Source organism: Acinetobacter sp. YH12218 (genome assembly GCF_013417925.1).
Lineage (GTDB): Bacteria > Pseudomonadota > Gammaproteobacteria > Pseudomonadales > Moraxellaceae > Acinetobacter > Acinetobacter amyesii.
Map to the genome: position 1 here is coordinate 22,226 of NZ_VPDB01000018.1, position 20,587 is coordinate 42,812.

The 20,587-nt window shown below is 40.8% G+C and carries 20 protein-coding genes and 1 other RNA gene; 11 read left to right on the forward strand and 10 right to left on the reverse strand.

What is annotated here, in order from left to right; all coding sequences use genetic code 11:
* Positions 1-64: 64 nt before the first annotated feature.
* Entirely contained in the window at positions 65-547 is a 483-nt protein-coding gene (locus FTV03_RS07110; RefSeq protein ID WP_180040706.1) for a hypothetical protein, read from the forward strand.
* Between the two features lie 145 nt (positions 548-692).
* On the opposite strand, the gene ssrS is transcribed toward FTV03_RS07110, so the two are convergent.
* The 3 genes from ssrS to FTV03_RS07125 form a co-directional block, all read right to left on the reverse strand.
* A non-coding RNA gene (ssrS, locus tag FTV03_RS07115) (6S RNA) lies at positions 693-875 on the reverse strand.
* A 99-nt stretch (positions 876-974) separates the two neighbouring features.
* Positions 975-1,262: a cell division protein ZapA gene (locus FTV03_RS07120; RefSeq protein WP_168378082.1), complete on the reverse strand. Its 288-nt coding sequence runs from the start codon at positions 1,260-1,262 to the stop codon at positions 975-977.
* A 2-nt stretch (positions 1,263-1,264) separates the two neighbouring features.
* On the reverse strand, positions 1,265-1,816 hold the full coding sequence (locus FTV03_RS07125) for a hypothetical protein (RefSeq protein WP_180012162.1): 552 nt from the start codon (positions 1,814-1,816) through the stop codon (positions 1,265-1,267).
* Positions 1,817-1,880: 64 nt separating this feature from the next.
* Here FTV03_RS07125 and FTV03_RS07130 point away from each other — a divergent pair, with 64 nt between their 5' ends.
* Together FTV03_RS07130 and pepP are read left to right on the forward strand one after the other, a co-directional pair.
* Positions 1,881-2,498 (forward strand): UPF0149 family protein, encoded by a 618-nt coding sequence (locus tag FTV03_RS07130; RefSeq protein WP_180004153.1) that lies wholly within the window; start codon positions 1,881-1,883, stop codon positions 2,496-2,498.
* A gap of 102 nt (positions 2,499-2,600) precedes the next feature.
* Complete coding sequence (pepP, locus tag FTV03_RS07135; RefSeq protein WP_180040708.1) at positions 2,601-3,923, forward strand: Xaa-Pro aminopeptidase; 1,323 nt, start codon at positions 2,601-2,603, stop codon at positions 3,921-3,923.
* A 96-nt stretch (positions 3,924-4,019) separates the two neighbouring features.
* Here pepP and FTV03_RS07140 read toward each other — a convergent pair whose 3' ends face one another.
* Both FTV03_RS07140 and FTV03_RS07145 read right to left on the reverse strand, forming a co-directional pair.
* Positions 4,020-4,694, reverse strand: a complete 675-nt coding sequence (locus tag FTV03_RS07140) for a HEPN domain-containing protein (RefSeq protein ID WP_180040710.1) — start codon at positions 4,692-4,694, stop codon at positions 4,020-4,022.
* A 524-nt stretch (positions 4,695-5,218) separates the two neighbouring features.
* Entirely contained in the window at positions 5,219-5,386 is a 168-nt protein-coding gene (locus FTV03_RS07145; protein WP_180040712.1) for a hypothetical protein, read from the reverse strand.
* A 188-nt stretch (positions 5,387-5,574) separates the two neighbouring features.
* On the opposite strand from FTV03_RS07145, the gene ubiH reads away from it, so the two are divergent.
* From ubiH to FTV03_RS07160, 3 genes are all read left to right on the forward strand, one after another.
* Positions 5,575-6,783 carry a 2-octaprenyl-6-methoxyphenyl hydroxylase gene (gene ubiH, locus FTV03_RS07150; RefSeq protein WP_180040714.1) on the forward strand — a complete coding sequence of 403 codons (1,209 nt, stop codon included), beginning with the start codon at positions 5,575-5,577 and terminating at the stop codon, positions 6,781-6,783.
* On the forward strand, positions 6,780-8,024 hold the full coding sequence (locus FTV03_RS07155) for an FAD-dependent monooxygenase (protein WP_180040716.1): 1,245 nt from the start codon (positions 6,780-6,782) through the stop codon (positions 8,022-8,024). Before ubiH ends, FTV03_RS07155 begins: the two co-directional genes overlap by 4 nt.
* Positions 8,025-8,198: 174 nt before the next feature.
* Entirely contained in the window at positions 8,199-8,447 is a 249-nt protein-coding gene (locus FTV03_RS07160) for a hypothetical protein (protein ID WP_078189169.1), read from the forward strand.
* Between the two features lie 133 nt (positions 8,448-8,580).
* Here the strand turns inward: FTV03_RS07160 and FTV03_RS07165 are convergent, their stop codons facing one another.
* Together FTV03_RS07165 and rsmI are read right to left on the reverse strand one after the other, a co-directional pair.
* Positions 8,581-9,003 (reverse strand): hypothetical protein, encoded by a 423-nt coding sequence (locus FTV03_RS07165; RefSeq protein ID WP_180040718.1) that lies wholly within the window; start codon positions 9,001-9,003, stop codon positions 8,581-8,583.
* Positions 9,004-9,107: 104 nt separating this feature from the next.
* Complete coding sequence (rsmI, locus tag FTV03_RS07170) at positions 9,108-9,950, reverse strand: 16S rRNA (cytidine(1402)-2'-O)-methyltransferase (protein ID WP_078189168.1); 843 nt, start codon at positions 9,948-9,950, stop codon at positions 9,108-9,110.
* Between the two features lie 10 nt (positions 9,951-9,960).
* Here rsmI and FTV03_RS07175 point away from each other — a divergent pair, with 10 nt between their 5' ends.
* From FTV03_RS07175 to FTV03_RS07190, 4 genes are read left to right on the forward strand one after another with little or no spacing between them, the layout of a single operon-like run.
* On the forward strand, positions 9,961-10,905 hold the full coding sequence (locus tag FTV03_RS07175) for a penicillin-binding protein activator (protein ID WP_180024160.1): 945 nt from the start codon (positions 9,961-9,963) through the stop codon (positions 10,903-10,905).
* 46 nt (positions 10,906-10,951) lie between these two features.
* Positions 10,952-11,359: a YraN family protein gene (locus tag FTV03_RS07180; protein ID WP_180040734.1), complete on the forward strand. Its 408-nt coding sequence runs from the start codon at positions 10,952-10,954 to the stop codon at positions 11,357-11,359.
* A 60-nt stretch (positions 11,360-11,419) separates the two neighbouring features.
* Positions 11,420-12,118: a BON domain-containing protein gene (locus tag FTV03_RS07185; RefSeq protein WP_180004165.1), complete on the forward strand. Its 699-nt coding sequence runs from the start codon at positions 11,420-11,422 to the stop codon at positions 12,116-12,118.
* Between the two features lie 25 nt (positions 12,119-12,143).
* The gene (locus FTV03_RS07190; protein ID WP_180040720.1) at positions 12,144-13,016 is read left to right on the forward strand and encodes an alpha/beta hydrolase; all 873 of its coding nucleotides are present in this window, start codon (positions 12,144-12,146) and stop codon (positions 13,014-13,016) included.
* Positions 13,017-13,100: 84 nt separating this feature from the next.
* Here the strand turns inward: FTV03_RS07190 and nudC are convergent, their stop codons facing one another.
* From nudC to dnaQ, 3 genes are all read right to left on the reverse strand, one after another.
* Complete coding sequence (nudC, locus tag FTV03_RS07195; protein ID WP_078192931.1) at positions 13,101-13,874, reverse strand: NAD(+) diphosphatase; 774 nt, start codon at positions 13,872-13,874, stop codon at positions 13,101-13,103.
* Positions 13,874-15,520: a chemotaxis protein gene (locus tag FTV03_RS07200; RefSeq protein WP_180040722.1), complete on the reverse strand. Its 1,647-nt coding sequence runs from the start codon at positions 15,518-15,520 to the stop codon at positions 13,874-13,876. The genes nudC and FTV03_RS07200 overlap by 1 nt, the downstream gene beginning before the upstream one ends.
* Positions 15,521-15,648: 128 nt before the next feature.
* A complete protein-coding gene (gene dnaQ, locus FTV03_RS07205; protein ID WP_180040724.1) occupies positions 15,649-17,052 on the reverse strand; it encodes a DNA polymerase III subunit epsilon in 1,404 nt (467 codons plus the stop codon).
* 206 nt (positions 17,053-17,258) lie between these two features.
* On the opposite strand from dnaQ, the gene FTV03_RS07210 reads away from it, so the two are divergent.
* A complete protein-coding gene (locus FTV03_RS07210; RefSeq protein WP_180004172.1) occupies positions 17,259-20,585 on the forward strand; it encodes a LysM peptidoglycan-binding domain-containing protein in 3,327 nt (1,108 codons plus the stop codon).
* Positions 20,586-20,587 lie beyond the last annotated feature (2 nt).

Below are 20,587 nucleotides of genomic sequence, written 5' to 3' on the forward strand. Positions count from 1 at the left end.
ATGGAAAAATCAGAGTCAAATCGGCTCTGAATTTTTTAATTGAAGAATATTTAGAGATTGAATCATGTATAAGAAATGGATTGTTATCGGGTTAGTGGTTGGCTTGATTTTATTGTTTATGATTCAGTTTTTAAAACCACGGCAACAGCACATAAAGCAGCAACAGACTCAACTGGATACACAAATAGTTCTTAGCCCGCTTACAGTGCAAACCACTAAAAATGCTTTAAATGATCAAAGTTCAAAACAAAAACAAGAAAGAGAAGATAAGGAAATGCACACCCAGTTATTACAGCAACGTGAACAAGTATTTCAAGAATTTCAGCAAATAAATACGCAGATGAGTCAGGGGCAGCAGCCGAATCAAAATCAAGTACTCGCTTTACTCGAGCAACAATATAGATTGGTTGAAAAAGGTGTCGTGCAAGTAGATGAAGCCATTTCATCTATTCAATATTTACGCCAAATACTCCCTGAAATGGACAGATCTTTAGATGAGCAGCAAGCCAAACTGGAAACAACTCAAAGATTGAATAAGGCGGACTAAATAAGCTTTTGAAAATGAACAAACTTGAATGAAATATTTAAGCGAGGAACAGAAGTTGAATAGAACAGAAATAGAATAGTGAATTTTTTAGAGTATTTTTGAATTGAGATGAATGTTTAAAATTCATTTAATGATTTGGAAAATAAACACTCCGAAGATGCCGCTGCAAATGTCGTGACCCTGAACCCGATGAGTTCAAGGTGGACGCGACGTACACTCGCTGGGTTTCCCACACAAGGAGGGCATACGCTCAGAATATACAGAACACATCCATAAGTTTAAGTATCGGCAGGGGATTAGACCTAGCTGGCGAACACCTCAGAGATGTGCTCAGTATAACGAATTCAGCGTTATTGGCAAATCACCAAACGCGGACAAAGTGTTTAAAATGAAGCAATCGGGTAAAGTATAATCACTAAACCACCGATTAATCAGTCAATTCTTCCACTTGTTCCAAAATATTTTGCAACAAAAGTTCGCAGTTTGCATATTCTTGCAAACTCTTATTCATCGACAGGACTTCTTGCATTAACTCAAGTGCGACCATAATGATCAGTTTACTCGGTTCCATACGTGGTGCTTTACGACGAAATTCATCGTATTTGTCATTCAGTAATTGTGCTGCGCGTTCTAAATCTGCTTGTTGGTCAGAGGTCGTCGCTAAACGGAAACTATGACCTAGAACTTTTAAATCAACTGCAATTTGTTCACTCATGATCAAACTTCCTCATTGCTTTCAGCCGGATGCGCCAATTGTTGAATTTCTTGTGCATGTTGATCTTGAGCAGTACCTAAAATGGCTAAACGTTGAATAATCGCTTCAACTTTGGCTTTGGCATGTTCATTTTTTTGAAGCAGACGTTCACGTTCTTGCTTTAAACCTTGAATTTCTTGCTGAGCATGACGTTGTTCATTTTGCATTTTTTCTTTGACGATACGTAACTCATTACGCTCTGCCAAAATTTCCTGAAAACGATTTTTTAGATCAGTACAGCTTTTTTCGAGGCGGCTGTATCGGTCAGCCAAAGCAGTTGCATCAGTATTGAGCTGTTGAAGTTGAGCACGTGAATCAGTTAATTGCTCATTCAGTGTTTCAATTTCTTCTTGTTTCGAGGTGATAATGCCGTTCTTATGTACAATTTGAGCATGATGCTGCTCATTAGATGAGTTTTTCTCATCTTGTAAGGCACCATTTTCGCTTTCAAATTGCGCCAGTCGCGTTTTTAAAACGCTAATATGCGCTTGGAGACGCTGTAATTCTTCTAACATAACGTAGTCGCACAGTCTTGCAAACAAAGGTAATATATACGAAGTATAGAGATTGGATAAGCGAATGCAAGACGATATTTCAGGTTGGTCAGATTGGTCCCAGAATTTTTCTAAAATTGAAGAAATTTCAAGCCCAAGTGAGTTACACGGTCTACTCACTGGTATAGTTTGTGTGTCACAACCCCCGAGTCGTGAAGAGTGGCAACAAATTTTAGCAACGCTTGATGTAGCTGAATTAGACGAAGATGCGGTGGCATTGTTGACTGAAGAAGCAGAAGATGTAGCTCATTCACTTTCAGATGATGAACTCGACTATCTTCCTTTATTACCAGATGATGATCACTTGCTAGGTGAGCGTGTGCAAGCCTTGGCAGATTGGTGTGCAGGTGTTGTTCTTGGTTTTGGTTTAGCGGCAGGTCATCTGCGTACCAATGAGCAAGAATTGATTGAGCATTTACAAGATGTCGCTTCAGTAGAATTTGAAGATTCAGATGATGATGAAGAAGGTGAAGAAAGCTATCAGGAATTATACGAATTTGTACGTTTAATCCCAGTAAGCCTATCGATGGGACGTACCAAAGTAGATGTTTCAGAAACACCGTTGTTACAGCTGAGCGCTAAAAACTCATCGGCTCAAGCGGGCAATGTGGTTGAAATGTTCACTCCACATCGTCCAAGTTAAGGCATTCTTTTTGCATTAATAATTAATAGATGATGGGCTTTATCTAAGGAGTTCATCATCCTATTAAATCAATCATAGTCCAAGCGTATAAGAAGCATATCAATGAAGAAATTAACTCAAGCGGATTTTCAAGAACGTCGAGACATCCTTGCGGGTGAAATGGGACTACGTAGTATTGCAATTATTGCCACGAGCAAAGAAGCCATGCGTAATCGCGACGCAGATTATAAATTTCGAGCTGATAGTAGTTTCTTTTATTTAACAGGTTTTGCTGAACCTGAAGCGGTTGCAGTGATTGAAACCTTTGATAGCGAAGAAGAAGGTTATAGCTATAGTTTGTTCTGCCGTGAACGTGACCGTGAAATGGAAATTTGGAATGGCTACCGTGCGGGTGTAGATGGGGCTGTAGAAAATTATGAAGCTGATGAGGCTTATGCCATTGATTTATTAGACGAAGAAATTTTAGAAAAATTACAAAATAAAGATAAATTATTCTACCGTATTGGGCAGCAACCAGATTTTGATGCTCGTGTGGCGCAGTGGATTTCGGCTGCAAGTGGTGAATCACGTAAGGGTGCAAGTGCGCCTGCTCAAGTCATTCAACTAGATCGCATCATTGATGAAATGCGTTTGCATAAGTCTAATGATGAACTTGAATTGATGCAGATTGCTTCGGATATTTCAGCAGAAGCGCATACTCGTGCCATGCAAACGGTTAAACCAGGCATGATGGAATATGCACTAGAAGCAGAACTGAATTATGTCTTTGGTAAAAATGGCTGTGTGCCTTCCTATAACAGCATTGTCGGCGGCGGTGAAAATGGCTGTATTTTGCACTATGTGGAAAATGACAAAGAACTCAAAGATGGTGATTTGGTACTGATTGATGCAGCATGTGAATATCAGCTGTATGCCTCAGACATTACCCGTACTTTCCCAGTCAACGGTAAATTCAGCCCTGAACAAAAAGCACTTTATAATATCGTACTCGATGCGCAAATTGCGGCGATTGATGCGGTGCGTATCGGCAACTCTTATAAAGAACCACATAACGTTGCAGTGCGTATTTTAGTTCAAGGTTTATTGGATCTTGGCATTATGCAAGGAGATATTGACGAAATCATCGCAAAAGAAAGTTACCGCCAATTCTATATGCATGGTACGGGTCATTGGCTTGGTATGGATGTGCATGACGTCGGTTCATACAAGCAAGACGGTGAATGGCGTGCCTATGAAGAAGGCATGGTTGTAACGGTTGAACCGGGGCTCTATATTGCGCCTGATGATGAAAGCGTTGATGCGAAATGGCGTGGTATCGGTATTCGTATTGAAGATGATGTGGCTGTAACTAAAGCAGGTCCACGTGTTTTAACAGCTGCAGTGGTCAAGTCGGTGGAAGACATTGAAGCCTTGATGGCGAAGTAATTTACTGTAAGAGAATAAGCCGGTCAGATGATCGGCTTTTTTGTGTACAAGAGTTTTTTATGTTAATTAATTTTTTTCTATGTAAATCTGATAGTTTTATGAAGAGTAAGCTAGTAAAAACCTCTCGATATCCTCAATCATTCTGTGAACATTTTCCTCTGTAAACTGATCATAGTTACCATGGGCTGCATTATTTCGAATATCAGCCATAGCTGTGATGAGTTTTTGTTGGAGAGGGTTATAAACTCCTGCTTTTGCTAAGTCTTCATTTAATCGTGTTAATTTTTTCTTCTCTAATTCTATTTCATTATTTAAACATAGTTCTTTAATTGCGGTTTCTAGAACTACACCAGCAATCACAGCAGCTGAATTTTTATAACCACTATTTAAGAGCGACCGTGCTTGCTCTAATTCACTATCAAAAACTTCAGCTTGAACGATTTGTTTGAAAGAAGTTAAAAAACCATTTTTAAAATCATCATATGCTGCTTTCAAAATTGGAATTAATCTACTGATTATTCTAGTGTTAGTATCAAAGCTTTGAGTTTCTTCAGCATCTAAAAAATCACGGTAATGAATAGATTTTTCACCACATGATAGCAATAATAGATTTTTAACTTTAACTTTCCATTCAAGGTAAAGAGCATCACCCTCATCACCCAACGTATCATAGCTTCCGCTATATTCTGAATAAGCTTTTTTTGCCATAGCTTTGATAGAAGCAGAATCGTTTAGTAGTTGTTCATAGCGTTGTAATATTTTTTGACTCATATTGATCCAAATATTTTGACTGAATTATTTAAATATTATTGCTATACAATAACATATATAATCATTGAGAAAATAATAAGGTCTGAATTCTTGAATGTCTCATAGTCTTTGGGTCTATTTGCGAACTATGATAAAAGTCAAAGACAAATCAATATTGGGAGAGCACAGCCTCCGACATAAAAACCAACAATTGTACAAACCAAAATGTTTTTTTCCTTATTGAGATCTATATGTTTATTTATATCCTCAATTCAATGGCTTATTAAATTTCATGGATAGGTAAAGTAAGTAGATAATATGTCTGATTGAATAGCCATCATAATAAAGAAGAGAATAAGATGACAAACTTCAGCTCAAGTTATACACGCACAGAAAAAATTAAACAGATAATTTTTCTTAGCCTAACTATGCTCATTATTTGCATATTGCATTTCATGGTTTTTCCATGGTTGAAGAGCACAAATTGGTTTCTCTGTCATCCCCATGAATTTGATGTGCTATATGGCTTCTTTACTATTTTTACTTTATTTTATTTGTAATGCTGCATTTTCTATTTTATTGACCTCGAAATATACGTACTGTGCGACTAAAGCAATATCCATTGCCTGTGCAAAAAACATAGTGACCGCAGCCATATCAATATGGCATAAAAGCCACATGGCGTGCGTATCTTTCAATTCTAATGATTCCATTCTGGATTGTGATGAGCGTATGGGGTTACTCAATCACACAGGATTTAAAAGCATCGCTCAATCCTCACAAACTACAACAAGAGCGTGTATTACAATGTCAAAAAACTGAGTCATGATGTAAGATAAATCCAATATATAAATGACGTATTTCGACACTCGAATCGAATACAACAGATAAGGAAACACGCATGCAGCAAGAAGTCATCATTGTGGGTGGTGGAATGGTCGGTTTAAGTCTGGCACTCATGTTGGCCAAAGCCAAAATTGGCGTAAAACTTTTAGAAGCCATTAAATACCCCAATTATGATGATGCAAACCTTGAGCCTTATCACTCGAGTTTTGATGCACGAAACAGCGCCTTGTCACGCCGTACGGTGCAAATTTATCAAGAACTAGGCCTCTGGGATGCTTTGCAGGAACACGCCACACCTATTTTAGAAGTGAATATTACAGAGCAAGGTAGTTTTGGTAAGGCAAGACTCAAAGCAGAACAAGAAAAAGTCGAAAGCTTTGGACAAGTCATTGAAAATGCATGGTTAGGCCGTGTGCTGCTCACAGAAGTCAAAAAAGAACCGTTGATTGAATTAATTGATGGCGTACAAGTGACTTCACTGACGCAGGATGCAGACTTTGCATATTTAGAAGCACAGCGTGCTGAAGAACAGCTCAAACTACAATCTAAAATTGTGATTGCCGCAGATGGCCGTGACTCATTCTGCCGTAAAGCCCTAGGTGTCGGCGCATCAGAACATGATTATGATCAAGTGGCGATTGTAACGACGGTACAAACCTCTAAACCGCATGCTCATGTCGGCTTTGAGCGCTTTAGTCCACTTGGCCCGTTAGCGCTGTTGCCACTTCCGGGGGAATACCGCCGCTCAGTGGTTTGGCCTGTGCCGAAAGGAACTGAAGGCGAGTGGATGGGTGATGAAAATGATCAGCATTTCTTAGATGCCTTGCAAGAAACCTATGGCGACCGTGCAGGTAAATTCAAAAAAACAGGTAAACGTTTCAGCTTCCCATTGTCCCAAGTGCTTGCAGAAAAACAAGCTGTCGGCCGTGTGGTGCTGATGGGCAATGCTGCGCATACTATTCATCCTGTCGCGGGTCAGGGCTTTAACTTGTGTATGCGTGATGCCTATGTACTGCGCCGTTATTTAACAGAGCAAGTTGAAAAAAATGCCGATTTGGGTGATGCAGCTATGTTGCTGGATTATGAAAAATCGCGCCTGACCGATCAGCAGCGGGTGATTAAATTCTGTGATTCAGTTGTTCGTGGTTTTAGCAACCAAAACCCAATTTTAAAATTGATCCGCAATACTGGGTTAGTTGCCTTTGACACCATTCCGGGTATCAAGCCTTTGGTCGCGAATTATGCAATGGGGCTAAAAGCATGAGTTTAAATCAAACAGATGTATTGGATGCCGTAATTGTCGGCGGTGGTTTGGTTGGTGGTTTAACGGCATTGTTATTGGCGCAGGGAGGTGTGCAGGCTACGGTATTGGATGCGGCACCTATTTTGGATGCAGAAAAAACCAAAAGTATTGCGAATCCTCGGGTTTTGGCGCTTAGTCAGGCCACTATTCATTTACTCAAGACCGTGGGCATTTGGGAAAAGCTTGCCCGTCAGCAGCCTTATACAGGCATGCAGGTGTGGAATAAAAATGGCTATGGCGAAATCAATTTTGGCCATGCTACAGAGCAAACGCCATCAGTTGAGCAAGCTTTAGGTTCAATGGTCGAACCAAGTGTTTTGAATTTAGCCATTCAAGAAAAAATGCTAGAACAACTCGAAGACTACCGAACCCAAGTCAAGGTCAGTCGAGTTGAGCGTGGCGTTGGTGTGTGGATCATTCACCTCGCAGATGGTACCCAGCTCAAAACAAAACTGGTGATTGGTGCAGATGGTGCAAACTCATTTGTCCGTGAGCAAGCTTTCATTGATCTAGATGTGCTGGACTATAAACAAGCTGGTGTGAGCTGTGCAATTAAAACCGCCCAAACGCATCAGCATGTAGCGCGTCAAATTTTCTTAGAAACAGGACCTTTGGCATTTTTGCCGATGGCGAGTCTGAAAAAAGAAGAAAGCGGTTATTGGCAATCGATTGTGTGGACCTTACCAGATGATTATGCCGATGAATATGTGGCTTTATCCGATGTTGAATTTACTGCGTTGCTCACTCGAGAAAGCCATCACATGCTCGGCGAAGTCTTAGAAGCAACGCCACGTGCTAAATTTCCATTGAAGGCACGAGCTGCACAGCAATATGTTCATGATGGTCTAGCGCTGATTGGAGATGCGGCCCATGTGATTCATCCGCTTGCAGGACAAGGCGTGAATATTGGCTGTTTAGATGCAGCGGTGCTTTGCGATGTGCTTTTGACCGATAAAAAACGAGGTGTGTGGGCACATGAACAAAGTTTGAAGCGCTATGAGCACCGCCGTAAAGGGCAAAACGATGCCATGATGCATAGTATGTCCGCGATTGGTTGGTTAGAAACCACCACTTTTTCACCTGTGGTGTGGGCGCGAAACTTTGGTTTAAAACAAGTGGAAAATCAGACTGTTCTAAAAGATGCGTTTATGGCTCAAGCCAATGGTCTGAGTATTTTAAAAGAGACAATCTACGCAGCTTAGGTCAAAGTCTGATATTTTTTAGACAGTCGTATAAACAAGGTTACGATTTTGATTAAAAAAGATACGATTTTTTGGTTGTGGGTACTAGTCGAAATGCTCAGAGATTGCTAAATTTCTGTTAATTTAAAACCAGCCATTCGCTGGCAAACAGAAGTCATTCGCGGGGAGAACACAATGACTGATATGAACGATTATGATGATCCAGAAGATTCTGTAGTTGATGAAGATGAAGCACAAGCAGCTGAAAAAGGTGCAGGTGACGCAGCTGATTCTGCCTCTGATGGTGACACCTCTGAAGCTGAAACATTAACAGTGACTGCAAAACTAAAACAACGTCAGGCGCTTGAAGATGAAGTTGCGGCGTTCTTAGCGCGTGGTGGTCGTATTACCGAAGTCCCTCCAGACGAATCGGCAAAAGATTAAAAGTGAAAAAACACCACGTCATGTGGTGTTTTTTTTGCTTCATTCGCTTGTGCGATGATGAACGTCATTCATTTTTTAACTCTGTAGCATGTTTGCTCAAGAAGTTAAGTCGTTAATAAGATGTGAAGTCGCTTCAAGCCGTCTTTGGCTTCATATATTTACGACTGATCGCGTAAATAGGATAGAACACAAAATGCAGTAAAAGCAAAAACATACAATTAATAATAAATGCAGCAATATACGGCGGTGCATGCATGGCCGCCACAGCAGCGACAAAAGATTGAAAAAGTAATACCGCACTCAAAACGACATAAGCCCAATAGCGATGCCTATCCCAAAATTGGCTCAGTTTGAGTAAATTACCGACTACAAAATAGAGGGAACAATATCCACAGACCATCGCAATCGCGCTATGATCGGCCGTCATTTGCTCGCCACTAATATAGTGCGGATAGGGTTGAATGCCAGTATAAATAATATGTGCAAGGGCGGTGAGCCAAACCAGATTAAAGAGAATGAACATCAGCGGTTTTTTGACAGACAGATTTATGGACATGTTATAAGCAACTTTTTTCATTCTATTTAAATTATTGTATGGGATAGCTTATGGAACCCGTAGGTCCCATAAGCGGTTCAAATTAAAAATAAAAAAAATTAAGCTTAATCGTTCGCTTGGGTTAACTCTAAAGCACGTTGATAGGCCACTTTCTTTTTAATCCCAGTTAAATCTGCAGCCAATTGAGAGGCAGCTTTCACGGACAAATCTTGAAGTAAACGTGTTAGCAATTTGTCTAACTTTTCTTGCTCTAGGTCTTTTTCTTCGGTCGCACCACCAATCACCAAAACGATTTCGCCTTTTTGCTGATTGTGATCAGATTCGACAAAATGAACCAATTCACCCAAAGACATTTTTTTAATAGTTTCAAATGTTTTGGTAATTTCACGTGCAAAGCCCACAGGACGATCTGCACCAAAGACATTCGACATATCTTTTAGGCAATCCACAATACGGTGCGGCGCTTCATAAATAATCATGGTTTGAGTTTCGTCTTTCAGTTTTTCCAATGCTAAAAGACGTTGTGACTGTTTAGAAGGTAAAAAGCCTTCGAAACTAAAACGGTCACTGGGTAGGCCGACAGCACTGAGAGCAGCAATGGCAGCACAGGCACCTGGCACAGGAATGACACGAATATTTTTTTCTTGTGCAGCTCGAACCAATTTAAAGCCAGGATCACTGATCAATGGCGTGCCTGCATCACTGATTAGCGCCATATTTTCACCCTTTTCGAGGCGTTCAATCAGCTGGTCTATTTTGTTACTTTCGTTATGGTCGTGGCAGGCGGTTAAAGGTGTATTGATACTAAAATGTTTAAGTAATTGTGCGGAAGTTCGTGTATCCTCGGCGGCAATAATTTTAACCGACTTCAATACCTCAATTGCACGATAACTAATATCATCTAAGTGCCCGATTGGAGTTGCAACAACAAATAACTGAGCACTCATAGGTTTCTCCATGTTGGATAATAAGAACAAAATTTTGGGTCTTTGCCTTTTAAGCAGTCTGTTTACTGCTGCACAGGCAGACGTCTTGGTCATTCTACCTGAATCTGGCCCTATGGCGCGAGCCGCATCCAGTATTAAGCAAGGTTTCAATAGCGCATATCAATCGTCAGACTACAAAGTGCCCATTAAGTTTGTAGATTCAAATCAAAAGCAAATTGCAGCGATATTGAAGCAACAGGTCAATAAAAAAACTCAATTGGTGATTGGTCCTTTAGCACGTCAAGATGTAGAAGCACTTGTAAAAGCAAAGCCTAAAGTCCGCGTGTTGGCTTTAAATGAAACGACGAGCCAAATTCCAAACGTCTGGCAGTACAGTCTATCAAAACGTGATGATGCTTTAGCACTCCAAAAAGTCTTCGAAAAAGACAAACTAGCGCAAGTGTTAGTGTTACGTCAGCCTGCAACTGAGGCAGAACATGAATTATTGCTCATGTCCTTAATTAGTCAAAGTTCAGTGCCGATACAAGTGGTTGAACAACTCCCAACGAAGCTGGACAAAAATCAAGGGGTGTTGTTGTTAGGCAATAATGAATGGATAAACAGTCAAACAAAACTGCCCAAAGCGAAACTATATAGCGTAGCCAATGCGATTGAGGCTACTAAGCCCATTCCTATAGGACTGAAATTTTGTGATGCACCTGCCTTACATGATGCACGTTGGCCTGACCTGATCCGAGCTTATGAGGAAAATCCAGTAGATATGCCATATCAACGTCTTTTAGCTTTTGGTGGGGACACATGGCATATTGCAAAACAATATTTGCAAGAACCGAAATTAAAAAGTATTGAGTTTCAGGGGCGAACAGGACTAATCAAAATTAGTCAAAACAATATTCAGCGTGTTCCCCACTGCTATGAGCGAAGTAAAAAAGGTATCGTGGCGATCTCACTTTAGGGATGAAACGATGCAGCTAAACTTAGAGCAGATGAATTTGGGACAGATGAATCTGGGGCAGTGGGCAGAACGGCAAGCGCTGCGTTTGGTTGAGCAGCAAGGCTATGTACAGGTGCAACAGAATTATCATAGTCGTTATGGTGAAATTGATTTGATCGTTGCACGTGGTCAAGAATTGGTGTTTATTGAAGTTAAAGCTCGTTCGCATACCCGTTATGCCCAAGCCATCGAAAGTATCTCTATTCATAAACAACGTAAGATGATGAAGACTGCGTTGCATTTTTTAAATGAACAGTCACATTATCAAAATTATTATTGTCGCTTTGATGCAATTTGTTTTGATTTTTATCAACACTTTGCAAAAACACTACAGCAAGACTTTTCTAAATACCCGTATCATCAGCAATGGATTGAAAATGCTTTTACTTTTGATCAAGAGTTGATTAATCTTTGATAAAACAAACTGTGTAAACGCATAGAAAAATACGTGTGGAAATTTGAGGAGTCGTGCTGAGTGGTTAAGCGTATTGCAATAACGATGCTTTGTGTCGCAAGTTTATCTGGCTGTGCGAGTTTTATTTCGAATGGAACAGGATCAGCACCTGTAGGAACTGAAAGCGGCGCACGCTCATTGGGACAAGTTTTTATTGACTCTTCCATTGTTCGAACAGCAAAAATTAACTTATATAAATTAGATACTCGTTTTAAACAGTCACGTGTCAATATTGAAAGTTTTCATGGCAATGTCTTATTGACTGGGCAAGTGCCAGATAATCATTTAAAAGAATTGGCAGAAGAAAATGTCCGTTCAATGAGTGATGTCAAAACTGTACATAACTATATTACAGTGGGTAATCAGATCAGCTATAGCACCATCATGCAAGATACTGCGGTCACTGCGAATACCCGTGGTTTGATTATGAAAGCGCCTGTGGTATCTGACAGCAAAGTACACATTCATACTGAAGATGCTGTTCTTTATGTGATGGGCCGTTTAAACAGTGCGGAAATCACAGACTTAAATCAAATCTTGCAACAAGTGGGTAATGTAACGCGAATTATCACTTTAATCGATAATATTGATCAGAACCCAAATCCACAGGCACGTTCAATTAACTCAAGTTACACCACACCTGCTGTAGGTAATGTGCAACCTGAAGTACAAACGCCTGTAGCGATAGATCCGGATGCTGTCGATCCAAATGCTCAATAAAATGTCGGAAATGATGCTGTAAAATATGAATCAATGGTCTCTGCGGCTTCAGCAAAAAATGGATTTGGCTAAATCTTTATATCGAAATTTTCGGTTATATGATTTTGGCAGTTATGCATTAAATCGACTGACACCCAAACAAGGATATCATGTTCAAAACAATATCCCTTATGGTCTAAAAGTGCGCCATCGCCTAGATTTGTATCGCACGTCAGCACCTCGTCAGCAACGTCCACTCATCGTGTTTGTACATGGTGGAGCGTGGATGCATGGTGACAAAAAGGACTATGGATTCATTGGTGAAGCTTTTGCCAAAGAAGGCTTCGATGTTGCTGTCATTAATTACCATCTCGCACCTGAATATATTTTTCCGGTTTCAATTGATGATCTTAGCCTTGCATTAAACTATTTGACGCAGTCTCAGCATAAGTTGCAGATTGAAGTGGAAAATGTGGTGTTAATGGGACATTCGGCAGGGGCATTTAATGTCATGTCTGCACTGTATCATCCGACGCCTTATCAGCTACAAGTGAAAGAGAATATTCGTGCAATTGTGGGATTGGCAGGGCCATATCATTTTGATTATAAAGGTGATCCGATTTGTGCAGATGCCTTTGATCAAAATGTACCGTATCAACAAGTGATGCCGTATTATTTTGTTGAGCACAATCAAGTGAAGCATTATCTATTCACTGCGGATAAAGACAATATCGTTGGCCATAGCAATAGTGAAGATTTTGATCGTCGATTAAAAGCCTCAGGCAACCATAGTCAGTTGATTCAAATCCCACGTGTTGGGCACATCACGATGATTGGTTCAGTTTCGAGTTTATTTAGTCGCTTCTTTAAAACCAAAGCTGAAATCATGCGTGTACTCGATGAAATTAGTCCACCTTAATGTCTTTGGTTAAATGATTGAGAATAAAAACCGCCAAGTATGGCGGTTTTTTTATTGCATGATTTATTTACTAAAAATAGCTACTTATAACCATGCTTCAGTGTCATCTGCAACAGCAGACCCATGGATGACATGCATAATCATCGAATGGGCGATACTTCCTTTGAACGGAATTTCAGGTAATGCATCAAATTTAAAGAAAGCCGCATCACTTATTTCTTCTTCTTGTAATTGAAGCTCACCTGAAGCATATTCTGCTTTAAAGGCGATCATTAAATTACTTGGGAAAGGCCAAGGTTGGCTTGCCAGATATTGAATATTTTTGACCTTCAGCCCAACTTCTTCTTCAGTTTCACGACGAACCGCTTCTTCTAGAGTTTCACCCACTTCAACAAAACCTGCGATCAGTCCATACATAGCACGGACATTTTTTGCATTTTTTGCCAATAAAATTTCATCTTCACCACGGGTAATGACGGTAATGACACAAGGATTGACACGAGGGTATTGGTGATAACCGCAAGCAGGGCAAACCATAGCATATTCTGTGGCGTGGACTTGAGTTGCAGTACCGCAGTGGCTACAAAATTTATGATTACGGCGCCATTCTAAAAGTTGAATAGCACGGCTGGCTTGTTCAAATTGCTGAACATTCCAAAGTTGTAAAAGCTGACGAATAGGGATGAGTTGTAAGCCTTCAGGAATTGGCTCATTTTCAAGTAGATCACGGGCAATCACTCGATCACCCGTGCCAATATTTAAATCACTTGCGAGTTGCTCAACTTCGGGAAGTTGAAAGTTTTCATCGACCAGCAATTGCTGTTGTTTGAAGATATACGCAAGTGATAATTTAGACATTAGGCCGCTGCTGATTTCAGTTTTTCGCTACTGTCCAATGCTACCTTAAACATGCCCTGTAAAACAGGTTGTTTGTTCTTTAAATTGTCAATCAACATATCTGCGCTTGCCAATGAATCTAATGCTTGATTCACTTCATTTGCATCAATCGCTGTTGAAGATTCAACTCGTTTCACAATGAATTGAGCTGTTGAATTCAGCGCATTTTGAGCTGCATCTGCATTGAGGAACAACATTGCACCACCAATTTCACGGAATTGAGTTGCAGTCGCTTCAAGTTGTGTCAAATCTTGGTTTTGTAAATACTGAACCAAAGATTGGCTAGCAGCATCAATTAAAACCTTGGTCTCATTTAACAGGGCAGCGTGTGCTTCATCTAAACGATCGAGTGAAATATTCATATTATTCACACGAAGTTGTAAGCGGCTAGAAGTGTGATGACGCTCAAGCACACCAATCGAGTTCATGGCAGACAAGATATTGTTCATCAACTGCTGGGCAAAGCTTTCATCTTGTAAAATCTCAGCATTACCTAATGACGCAGCTTGACGCGACAGGTCGTTATACGCTTCATTTAAGTTCAAGACTTTGAAAATATTTGCCAATTCGTTTAATTTCGCTTGAAGTTCTTGGGTTTTTTCAGGCGTCATATTTTGATAGTTAAATTCAATATCATTACGAATTTGCGTCATTTCAGTCGTAACCAATTCACCAATGGTATGCATGGTGTCGAAGTCAGGACCATATAAATGACGACTGAAAACTTGCAATTGGGTGTCGGTAAGAAGGTCTTCACCGATATTTAATTTGCCACGAATATGATAAGAAATGTCATCTTCTTGGCTAATGTTTAGACTTAAGACATTGGCTAAATCAGAAATGGATGCTTTAAAGCGCTCAGTTCCTGCAAAATATTGAGCCATATTGCGTTCAATGCTTACCAAGGTACGTAAACGAGCATCGGTAATTAAGATTTGATCAATTTGATTAAACGCAACAAAAACCAAGTTCCAATATTGTTTACTTGGATGTTTGTCTGAAAGGCCTGCTAAATACGCACCGACCAATTTAATCGCTTGCAAATCCAGCTCAGTTTCTTCTTGTTTAATCAATTTATTCAACGCCAACTTATACAGACGGTGAACGTATTTTGATTTTTCAAGTGCAGGAGCTTGAGGTAAGTCAAAGTCAGGAGTAATACAATCGAGTAGGGACTCAATGTGTTGGCCTTCCGACGTTAGAGGTTTACCTAAAGATAGTTCTAGACGATTAAGACTGTCCAGCAGGAATTGTGGAATTTTAACTTCACGTAGGCAGATAAATTCGATGTAGCGTTTCAGCATGGTCGTGCCTTCGCTCAGTGCGATGACCTCTTGAGTGTTAATTTGCGCAGGATTCCCCATGATCTTGCGCATTAACTCTGCTGAATATTGAGCGATTTTTGCCAAACTTGGCATATCAACTAAAGCTAGTACTTGAGCACATTGTTCAAATTGAATCAGTGCATCATCAATCCCGAAAGGTAAAGTTTGATCTTCAACTAAGGTGCTGACTGCTGATTCGACTAACTTGATTGAGTTATCAACCTCATTTTTTATTATCAGCAAAGCCGTTGGATCAAAATGGATAGAGGTTTGGTAAGACATGTATCTGCACCTTTCCTAGATGTTTTATCTTGTTTATTAACCGCCCCTTAAGGCGGTCCATGTTTATGGTTTTACTATAGCGTATGTAAGAATTGTTTATATACAAAAAGTAACACGAAATTTAGATTTTATTTCGCAAAAAGGCAAGGTGTACCATGTTTTTCTTCAAATTGTTTGATCCATGTCTCATGGGCTTCAAGTTCATCTGCTGAAGGTAAAATCACAGGTAATTCTATTTCAACAGCGGCGCGGGTTTGCGAACCATCTTCATTTTGCGAGTGGGTCAGGGCATCGATATCAAAGGAAACCTGACCGCCCGTCATTGCTAGGTATACGTCAGACAGAATTTCCGCATCGAGTAACGCACCATGGAAGGTACGGTCACGTTGTGGAATTTCATAACGACGCACTAATGCATCGAGTGAGTTTTTCTGGCCTGGATGCTTGGCTTTGGCCATAGCCAAGGTATCGGTGACTTCACATACCTCCGATAAGGCAACAAAACCTGCACGTTTAAACTCCATATCTAGGAAGTTCATATCGAAGGTTGCGTTATGCGCAATGATTTCTGCGCCTTTTAGATAGTCAAATAATACATCAGCAATGTCAGCATACAGTGGTTTGTCTTTTAGAAAGTCATCACTGATTCCGTGAATATTTTCAGATTCACCGACAGGTTTTTGCGGGTTGATATAAATATGAATTGAGCTACCGGTCAGTTTGCGGTTAATCATTTCCACTGCACCGACTTCAATAATACGGTCGCCATCTTGGAAATAGAAACCTGTGGTTTCCGTATCCAAAATTAATTGTCGTGGGCCAGATACATCGACGGTTGCTGGTGTAATGACAATCATTGGATGGATTTCAGCAGCTTGCTTAGACTGTATAGGGGCAGCTTCATTCAACGTTGATGCCGTGTTTGTTGCTTGTTGTTCTATCGTAATGTCATCAATCTGCTCTGCGTCAATAGCTGACTCGGCTGAGATTTCTTCTGCTTCATCCTCGCTATCAGCAAATTCAAGTCCAAATGGATCATTTAATAGCCAGTCAGGTTCAGCTTTTTTTTTAGGTACTTCAGCTGTAGATGATGCCGCTTGTTTGATGTGTTCGAGGGTTTTTTCAGCGCCTAGATTGGCCAATTGATCAGCCATTTCATTTCCCGGATGGCCTGCATGTCCTTTAATCCAGTTCCATTCAATTTCCCGACCCTGACAAGTTGCATCCAGTAATTTCCACAGATCTGGATTTTTAACATCTTTCCAGTTTTTCTTTTTCCAACCATGAATCCATTCGGTAATGCCTTGTTTGACATAGTTAGAGTCTGTCCAAATGATCAGTTTTGCATCGGTCGGACAGTGTTGAATACCTTCAATTGCCGCAGTCAATTCCATACGGTTATTGGTGGTTTCAGCTTCACCACCGCAGAGTTTTTCTTCTCCAGTTTCACGGATGATATACGCCCCCCAACCCCCTAAGCCAGGGTTGCCTTTACATGCACCATCAACATAAAGCGTGATTGTTTGAGACATAAATCAAATCCGGAGAAAAACAAGCATTCAGAACCGTATATTGTATAACGCAAATGACAGAGAGAAATCCATTTCTGGCGATTTTTTTAATTTCTTGTAACATTTATACTGAAATAGCGTTAAATTAACGCCTTGTGTCTGTGTTCTGCTTCACTACAATGGCATATCTAAAAAATAAATTTTATATGAGTTGTCTGGATTTTTTTATGTATAAATCAACTGCGACTGTCTGGCAGCCTACGTTACCACAAATTTTTAAATTTACAGTCTTGGGTTCTGCGCTCGCAGCTCTTGGTCTGACGGGCTGTTCTTCATCGCAAACGACTAAGCAGAACTCAGCAAGTAAACAAGTTGGCTCAAACTTTCTCGATGCCAATAGTTTAGATTCACTCGAAGATTTACTTTCTGCAACAGACATGCGTGCCGTAGAAGGCGATCGCCTTTTAGTACTGAAGCATGGTGATGTCTGGAAGCGTATGACTGTGGGTTTCAAAATGGATTTGAACCACTGGGATACGCGAATTGAAGCGCAGCGTGGTTGGTTTATTTCACGTCAACCATATATTGATCGTTTAAGTGCGCGTGCGTCCCGTTATTTATATCACACGGTTAAAGAAGCAGAACGTCGTGGTTTGCCGACTGAGTTGGCGTTATTACCAGTGATTGAAAGTTCTTATGACCCAGCAGCAACCTCAAGTGCAGCCGCAGCGGGCTTATGGCAATTTATTCCAAGTACTGGACGTATTTACGGCTTAAAACAAACCTCAATGTATGATGGTCGTCGTGACGTAGTGGAATCAACGCGTGCAGCTTATGAGTTTTTAGGTGCGCTACATAACCAGTTCGGTTCGTGGGAATTGGCTTTGGCTGCATATAATGCAGGGCCGGGCCGCATTCAACAGGCGATTAACCGTAACCGTGCGGCAGGTTTGCCAACGGATTATTGGTCGCTAAAACTGCCCCAAGAAACCATGAACTATGTCCCACGTTTCTTGGCTGTTGCTCAAATTATTAAAAATCCAAGTGCCTATGGCGTAAGTTTGCCACCAATTGCCAACCGTCCACACTTTCGTGAAGTGGCTGTAGGGCCTGCAAATTTAAATGAAATTGCATCTATTACCGGTTTAAGCCGTGCAGAACTCTATGCACTAAACCCTGGTCATCGTGGCGATGTGATTGATAGCAGCAGCCCAATGCGGATTTTAATTCCTGCGGATGTGAGTCCATCAGTTGATGCACGTTTGAAAAAATTACAATCAGGTGGTTCATCAGGTTATTGGGCAAGTAATTCAACTTATAACTTACCAAAAAATAATGTTGAAATAACACCGTCACGTGTTACTCCGCCGGAATTAAATAGTAAAACTATTCAGCCCGCTAAAGTGACGCCACCTACGCTTAAAACACAGCCGACAGTGACAGCTTCTGCCAAACCACCTGTAGTCGCTACAACGGTAACGCCGAGTGTTCCATCAGGAACGAAAGGCAAAACGCCAATAGGATCATCTGCTTTGGCTGCATTTGCATCGAATAGTGATATTCCAAGTGCGCCGCGTATTCCAGTCGCTGTAACACCTTCGACGCCTGTGAAAGCCGTATCTGTCGAGCCACCACTCAGCGCAAATGAGCGTGAGCAAATCATGGCGGCTATTAAAGCTGAAGGTGAGACCAAAACAGTCGATGAGGTATTAAAACCAGTAGCGACTAAAGCAGAACAAGAAGAAGTCGTTCAGGAAATTAAAGCTATTGCGCCGAAAGGCACTGAAATTGTCGATCCTTATGATGGCAAGATTAAGTTGACTGCGATTCAGACCAGCCAGTCGATTGCAGATCAACAAGGTAAAGAACTGACCAAAGGGTTCTCTTACCCGAAAAGCGTGGCTGAAAATACAGGTGCAGATTCCGAAGAAGCCAAACGCAACCAAGGTAAAAATGTCATTCGTACAGATTCTGAAATTGTAGTTGTACCACCTAAAGGTAAACGCAGTACTTATACAGTTTTAGCGGGCGACACATTAGCGTTGATCGCGATGAAAAATGGCGTGAATTGGCGTGATATTGCAGCTTGGAACCAAATTTCGCCAGATTCGACCTTGTATGTCGGTACGACCATCTATTTATATGATGCGAAACCGATTGTGCAAAATAATGAAGAATCGAAAGCTAAGCCTATCGCAGATAGCTATGTGGTGAAAGCAAATGACAGTCTTACAGCTGTTGCGAGTCAATTTGGTTTAAGTACGAAGCAACTCGCCGACTACAATGGTTTAACCACCACGAGTGGTTTATATGTTGGACAGAAATTATCCCTAAAAGAAACGCCTGCATCGAAAGCAAAATTGGAAGCTGATAAGAAAGCCGCTCAAGTTGTCGAAAAACCTGCAAAAGTTCAAACCAAATCCTACACGGTAAAACGTGGTGAATATCTAAAACTCATTGCAGATCGTTATGCGCTGTCAAATCAAGAGTTGGCAGATTTAACAACTGGCTTAACGGCTGGCAGTAGCTTGATGGTGGGGCAAAAAATTAATGTGCCATTACAAGCTGTAGCAGAAGTTGAGAAGCTCGAAAGCAAAGTCGTGAATCGCATTGAAAATGTCAAAGTTGATCCTGCGTATAAAGTTGAAAGCTATAAAGTGCAGCGTGGTGATACGCTTTACAGCATTGCGACGCAGTCAAAAATCAGTTTGTCAGAATTGGCGAGTCTAAATGATATGTCGGTAAATAGTGGGCTGATGGCTGGGCAAAGCATTAAAGTTCCTGCAAGTTCAACTGTTCCGGATACATATGTGGTGCAGTCTGGCGATACACTGACAGGCATTGCTAGTCGCTATGATTTAGGCATGGACTATGTCGCAAATTTAAATGGTATAGAGCGTAGTTCTGGTCTACGCGTTGGGCAGAAATTAAAATTAACAGGTGATGTCGCACCGGTTAAAGTAGAAACCAAAGCTGAGGCGACCAAAATTGAAAGCAAAACCAATACACGAACGAATTCCGTTGATGCGACCGATATTCATGTGGTGAAATCAGGTGAAACATTGGGTGTGATTGCGAAGAAATATCATCTTCAATTACGTTATTTAGCTGAATTAAATGGCCTAAATACCAATAGTGCGATTCGTGTAGGGCAGCGTTTAAAAGTAGATGGTGAACTACCTGCTGATGTAGCTAGTAAAGCAACTGAAACCAAAAAAACGGAAGCTAAATCCTCTACGAGCAATGTGAAACCAACAAATACTGAAAGCTATACTGTGAAATCAGGCGAGTCTTTAAATTCGATTGCTAGTCGGACAGGTTTAACTGTGGCAGCATTGGCTGAATTAAATAACTTGAACCCGCGTGCAGGACTGCGTGTCGGTCAAAATTTACAAGTCCCTAAAACTATTAGTGAATACCGTATTAAACGCGGCGATACGCTGATTGGTTTAGCAAGTCGTTATGGACTTGATACATCAAAACTCGCTGAAATGAATGATATGCAACCGTCTGCTCAGTTACGTATTGGTGACGTGATTAAAGTACCGAATTAAGC

Coding starts and splice junctions, on each gene's coding strand:
- FTV03_RS07130 (WP_180004153.1), top strand. CDS start 1,881: ATGCAAGACGATATTTCAGGTTGGTCAGATTGGTCCCAGAATTTTTCT.
- ubiH (WP_180040714.1), top strand. CDS start 5,575: ATGCAGCAAGAAGTCATCATTGTGGGTGGTGGAATGGTCGGTTTAAGT.
- FTV03_RS07175 (WP_180024160.1), top strand. CDS start 9,961: ATGTTGGATAATAAGAACAAAATTTTGGGTCTTTGCCTTTTAAGCAGT.
- pepP (WP_180040708.1), top strand. CDS start 2,601: ATGAAGAAATTAACTCAAGCGGATTTTCAAGAACGTCGAGACATCCTT.
- rsmI (WP_078189168.1), bottom strand. CDS start 9,950: ATGAGTGCTCAGTTATTTGTTGTTGCAACTCCAATCGGGCACTTAGAT.
- FTV03_RS07140 (WP_180040710.1), bottom strand. CDS start 4,694: ATGAGTCAAAAAATATTACAACGCTATGAACAACTACTAAACGATTCT.
- FTV03_RS07165 (WP_180040718.1), bottom strand. CDS start 9,003: ATGTCCATAAATCTGTCTGTCAAAAAACCGCTGATGTTCATTCTCTTT.
- FTV03_RS07160 (WP_078189169.1), top strand. CDS start 8,199: ATGACTGATATGAACGATTATGATGATCCAGAAGATTCTGTAGTTGAT.
- FTV03_RS07120 (WP_168378082.1), bottom strand. CDS start 1,262: ATGAGTGAACAAATTGCAGTTGATTTAAAAGTTCTAGGTCATAGTTTC.
- dnaQ (WP_180040724.1), bottom strand. CDS start 17,052: ATGTCTCAAACAATCACGCTTTATGTTGATGGTGCATGTAAAGGCAAC.
- FTV03_RS07200 (WP_180040722.1), bottom strand. CDS start 15,520: ATGTCTTACCAAACCTCTATCCATTTTGATCCAACGGCTTTGCTGATA.
- FTV03_RS07110 (WP_180040706.1), top strand. CDS start 65: ATGTATAAGAAATGGATTGTTATCGGGTTAGTGGTTGGCTTGATTTTA.
- FTV03_RS07190 (WP_180040720.1), top strand. CDS start 12,144: ATGAATCAATGGTCTCTGCGGCTTCAGCAAAAAATGGATTTGGCTAAA.
- FTV03_RS07155 (WP_180040716.1), top strand. CDS start 6,780: ATGAGTTTAAATCAAACAGATGTATTGGATGCCGTAATTGTCGGCGGT.
- FTV03_RS07125 (WP_180012162.1), bottom strand. CDS start 1,816: ATGTTAGAAGAATTACAGCGTCTCCAAGCGCATATTAGCGTTTTAAAA.
- nudC (WP_078192931.1), bottom strand. CDS start 13,874: ATGTCTAAATTATCACTTGCGTATATCTTCAAACAACAGCAATTGCTG.
- FTV03_RS07145 (WP_180040712.1), bottom strand. CDS start 5,386: ATGGAATCATTAGAATTGAAAGATACGCACGCCATGTGGCTTTTATGC.
- FTV03_RS07210 (WP_180004172.1), top strand. CDS start 17,259: ATGTATAAATCAACTGCGACTGTCTGGCAGCCTACGTTACCACAAATT.
- FTV03_RS07180 (WP_180040734.1), top strand. CDS start 10,952: ATGAATCTGGGGCAGTGGGCAGAACGGCAAGCGCTGCGTTTGGTTGAG.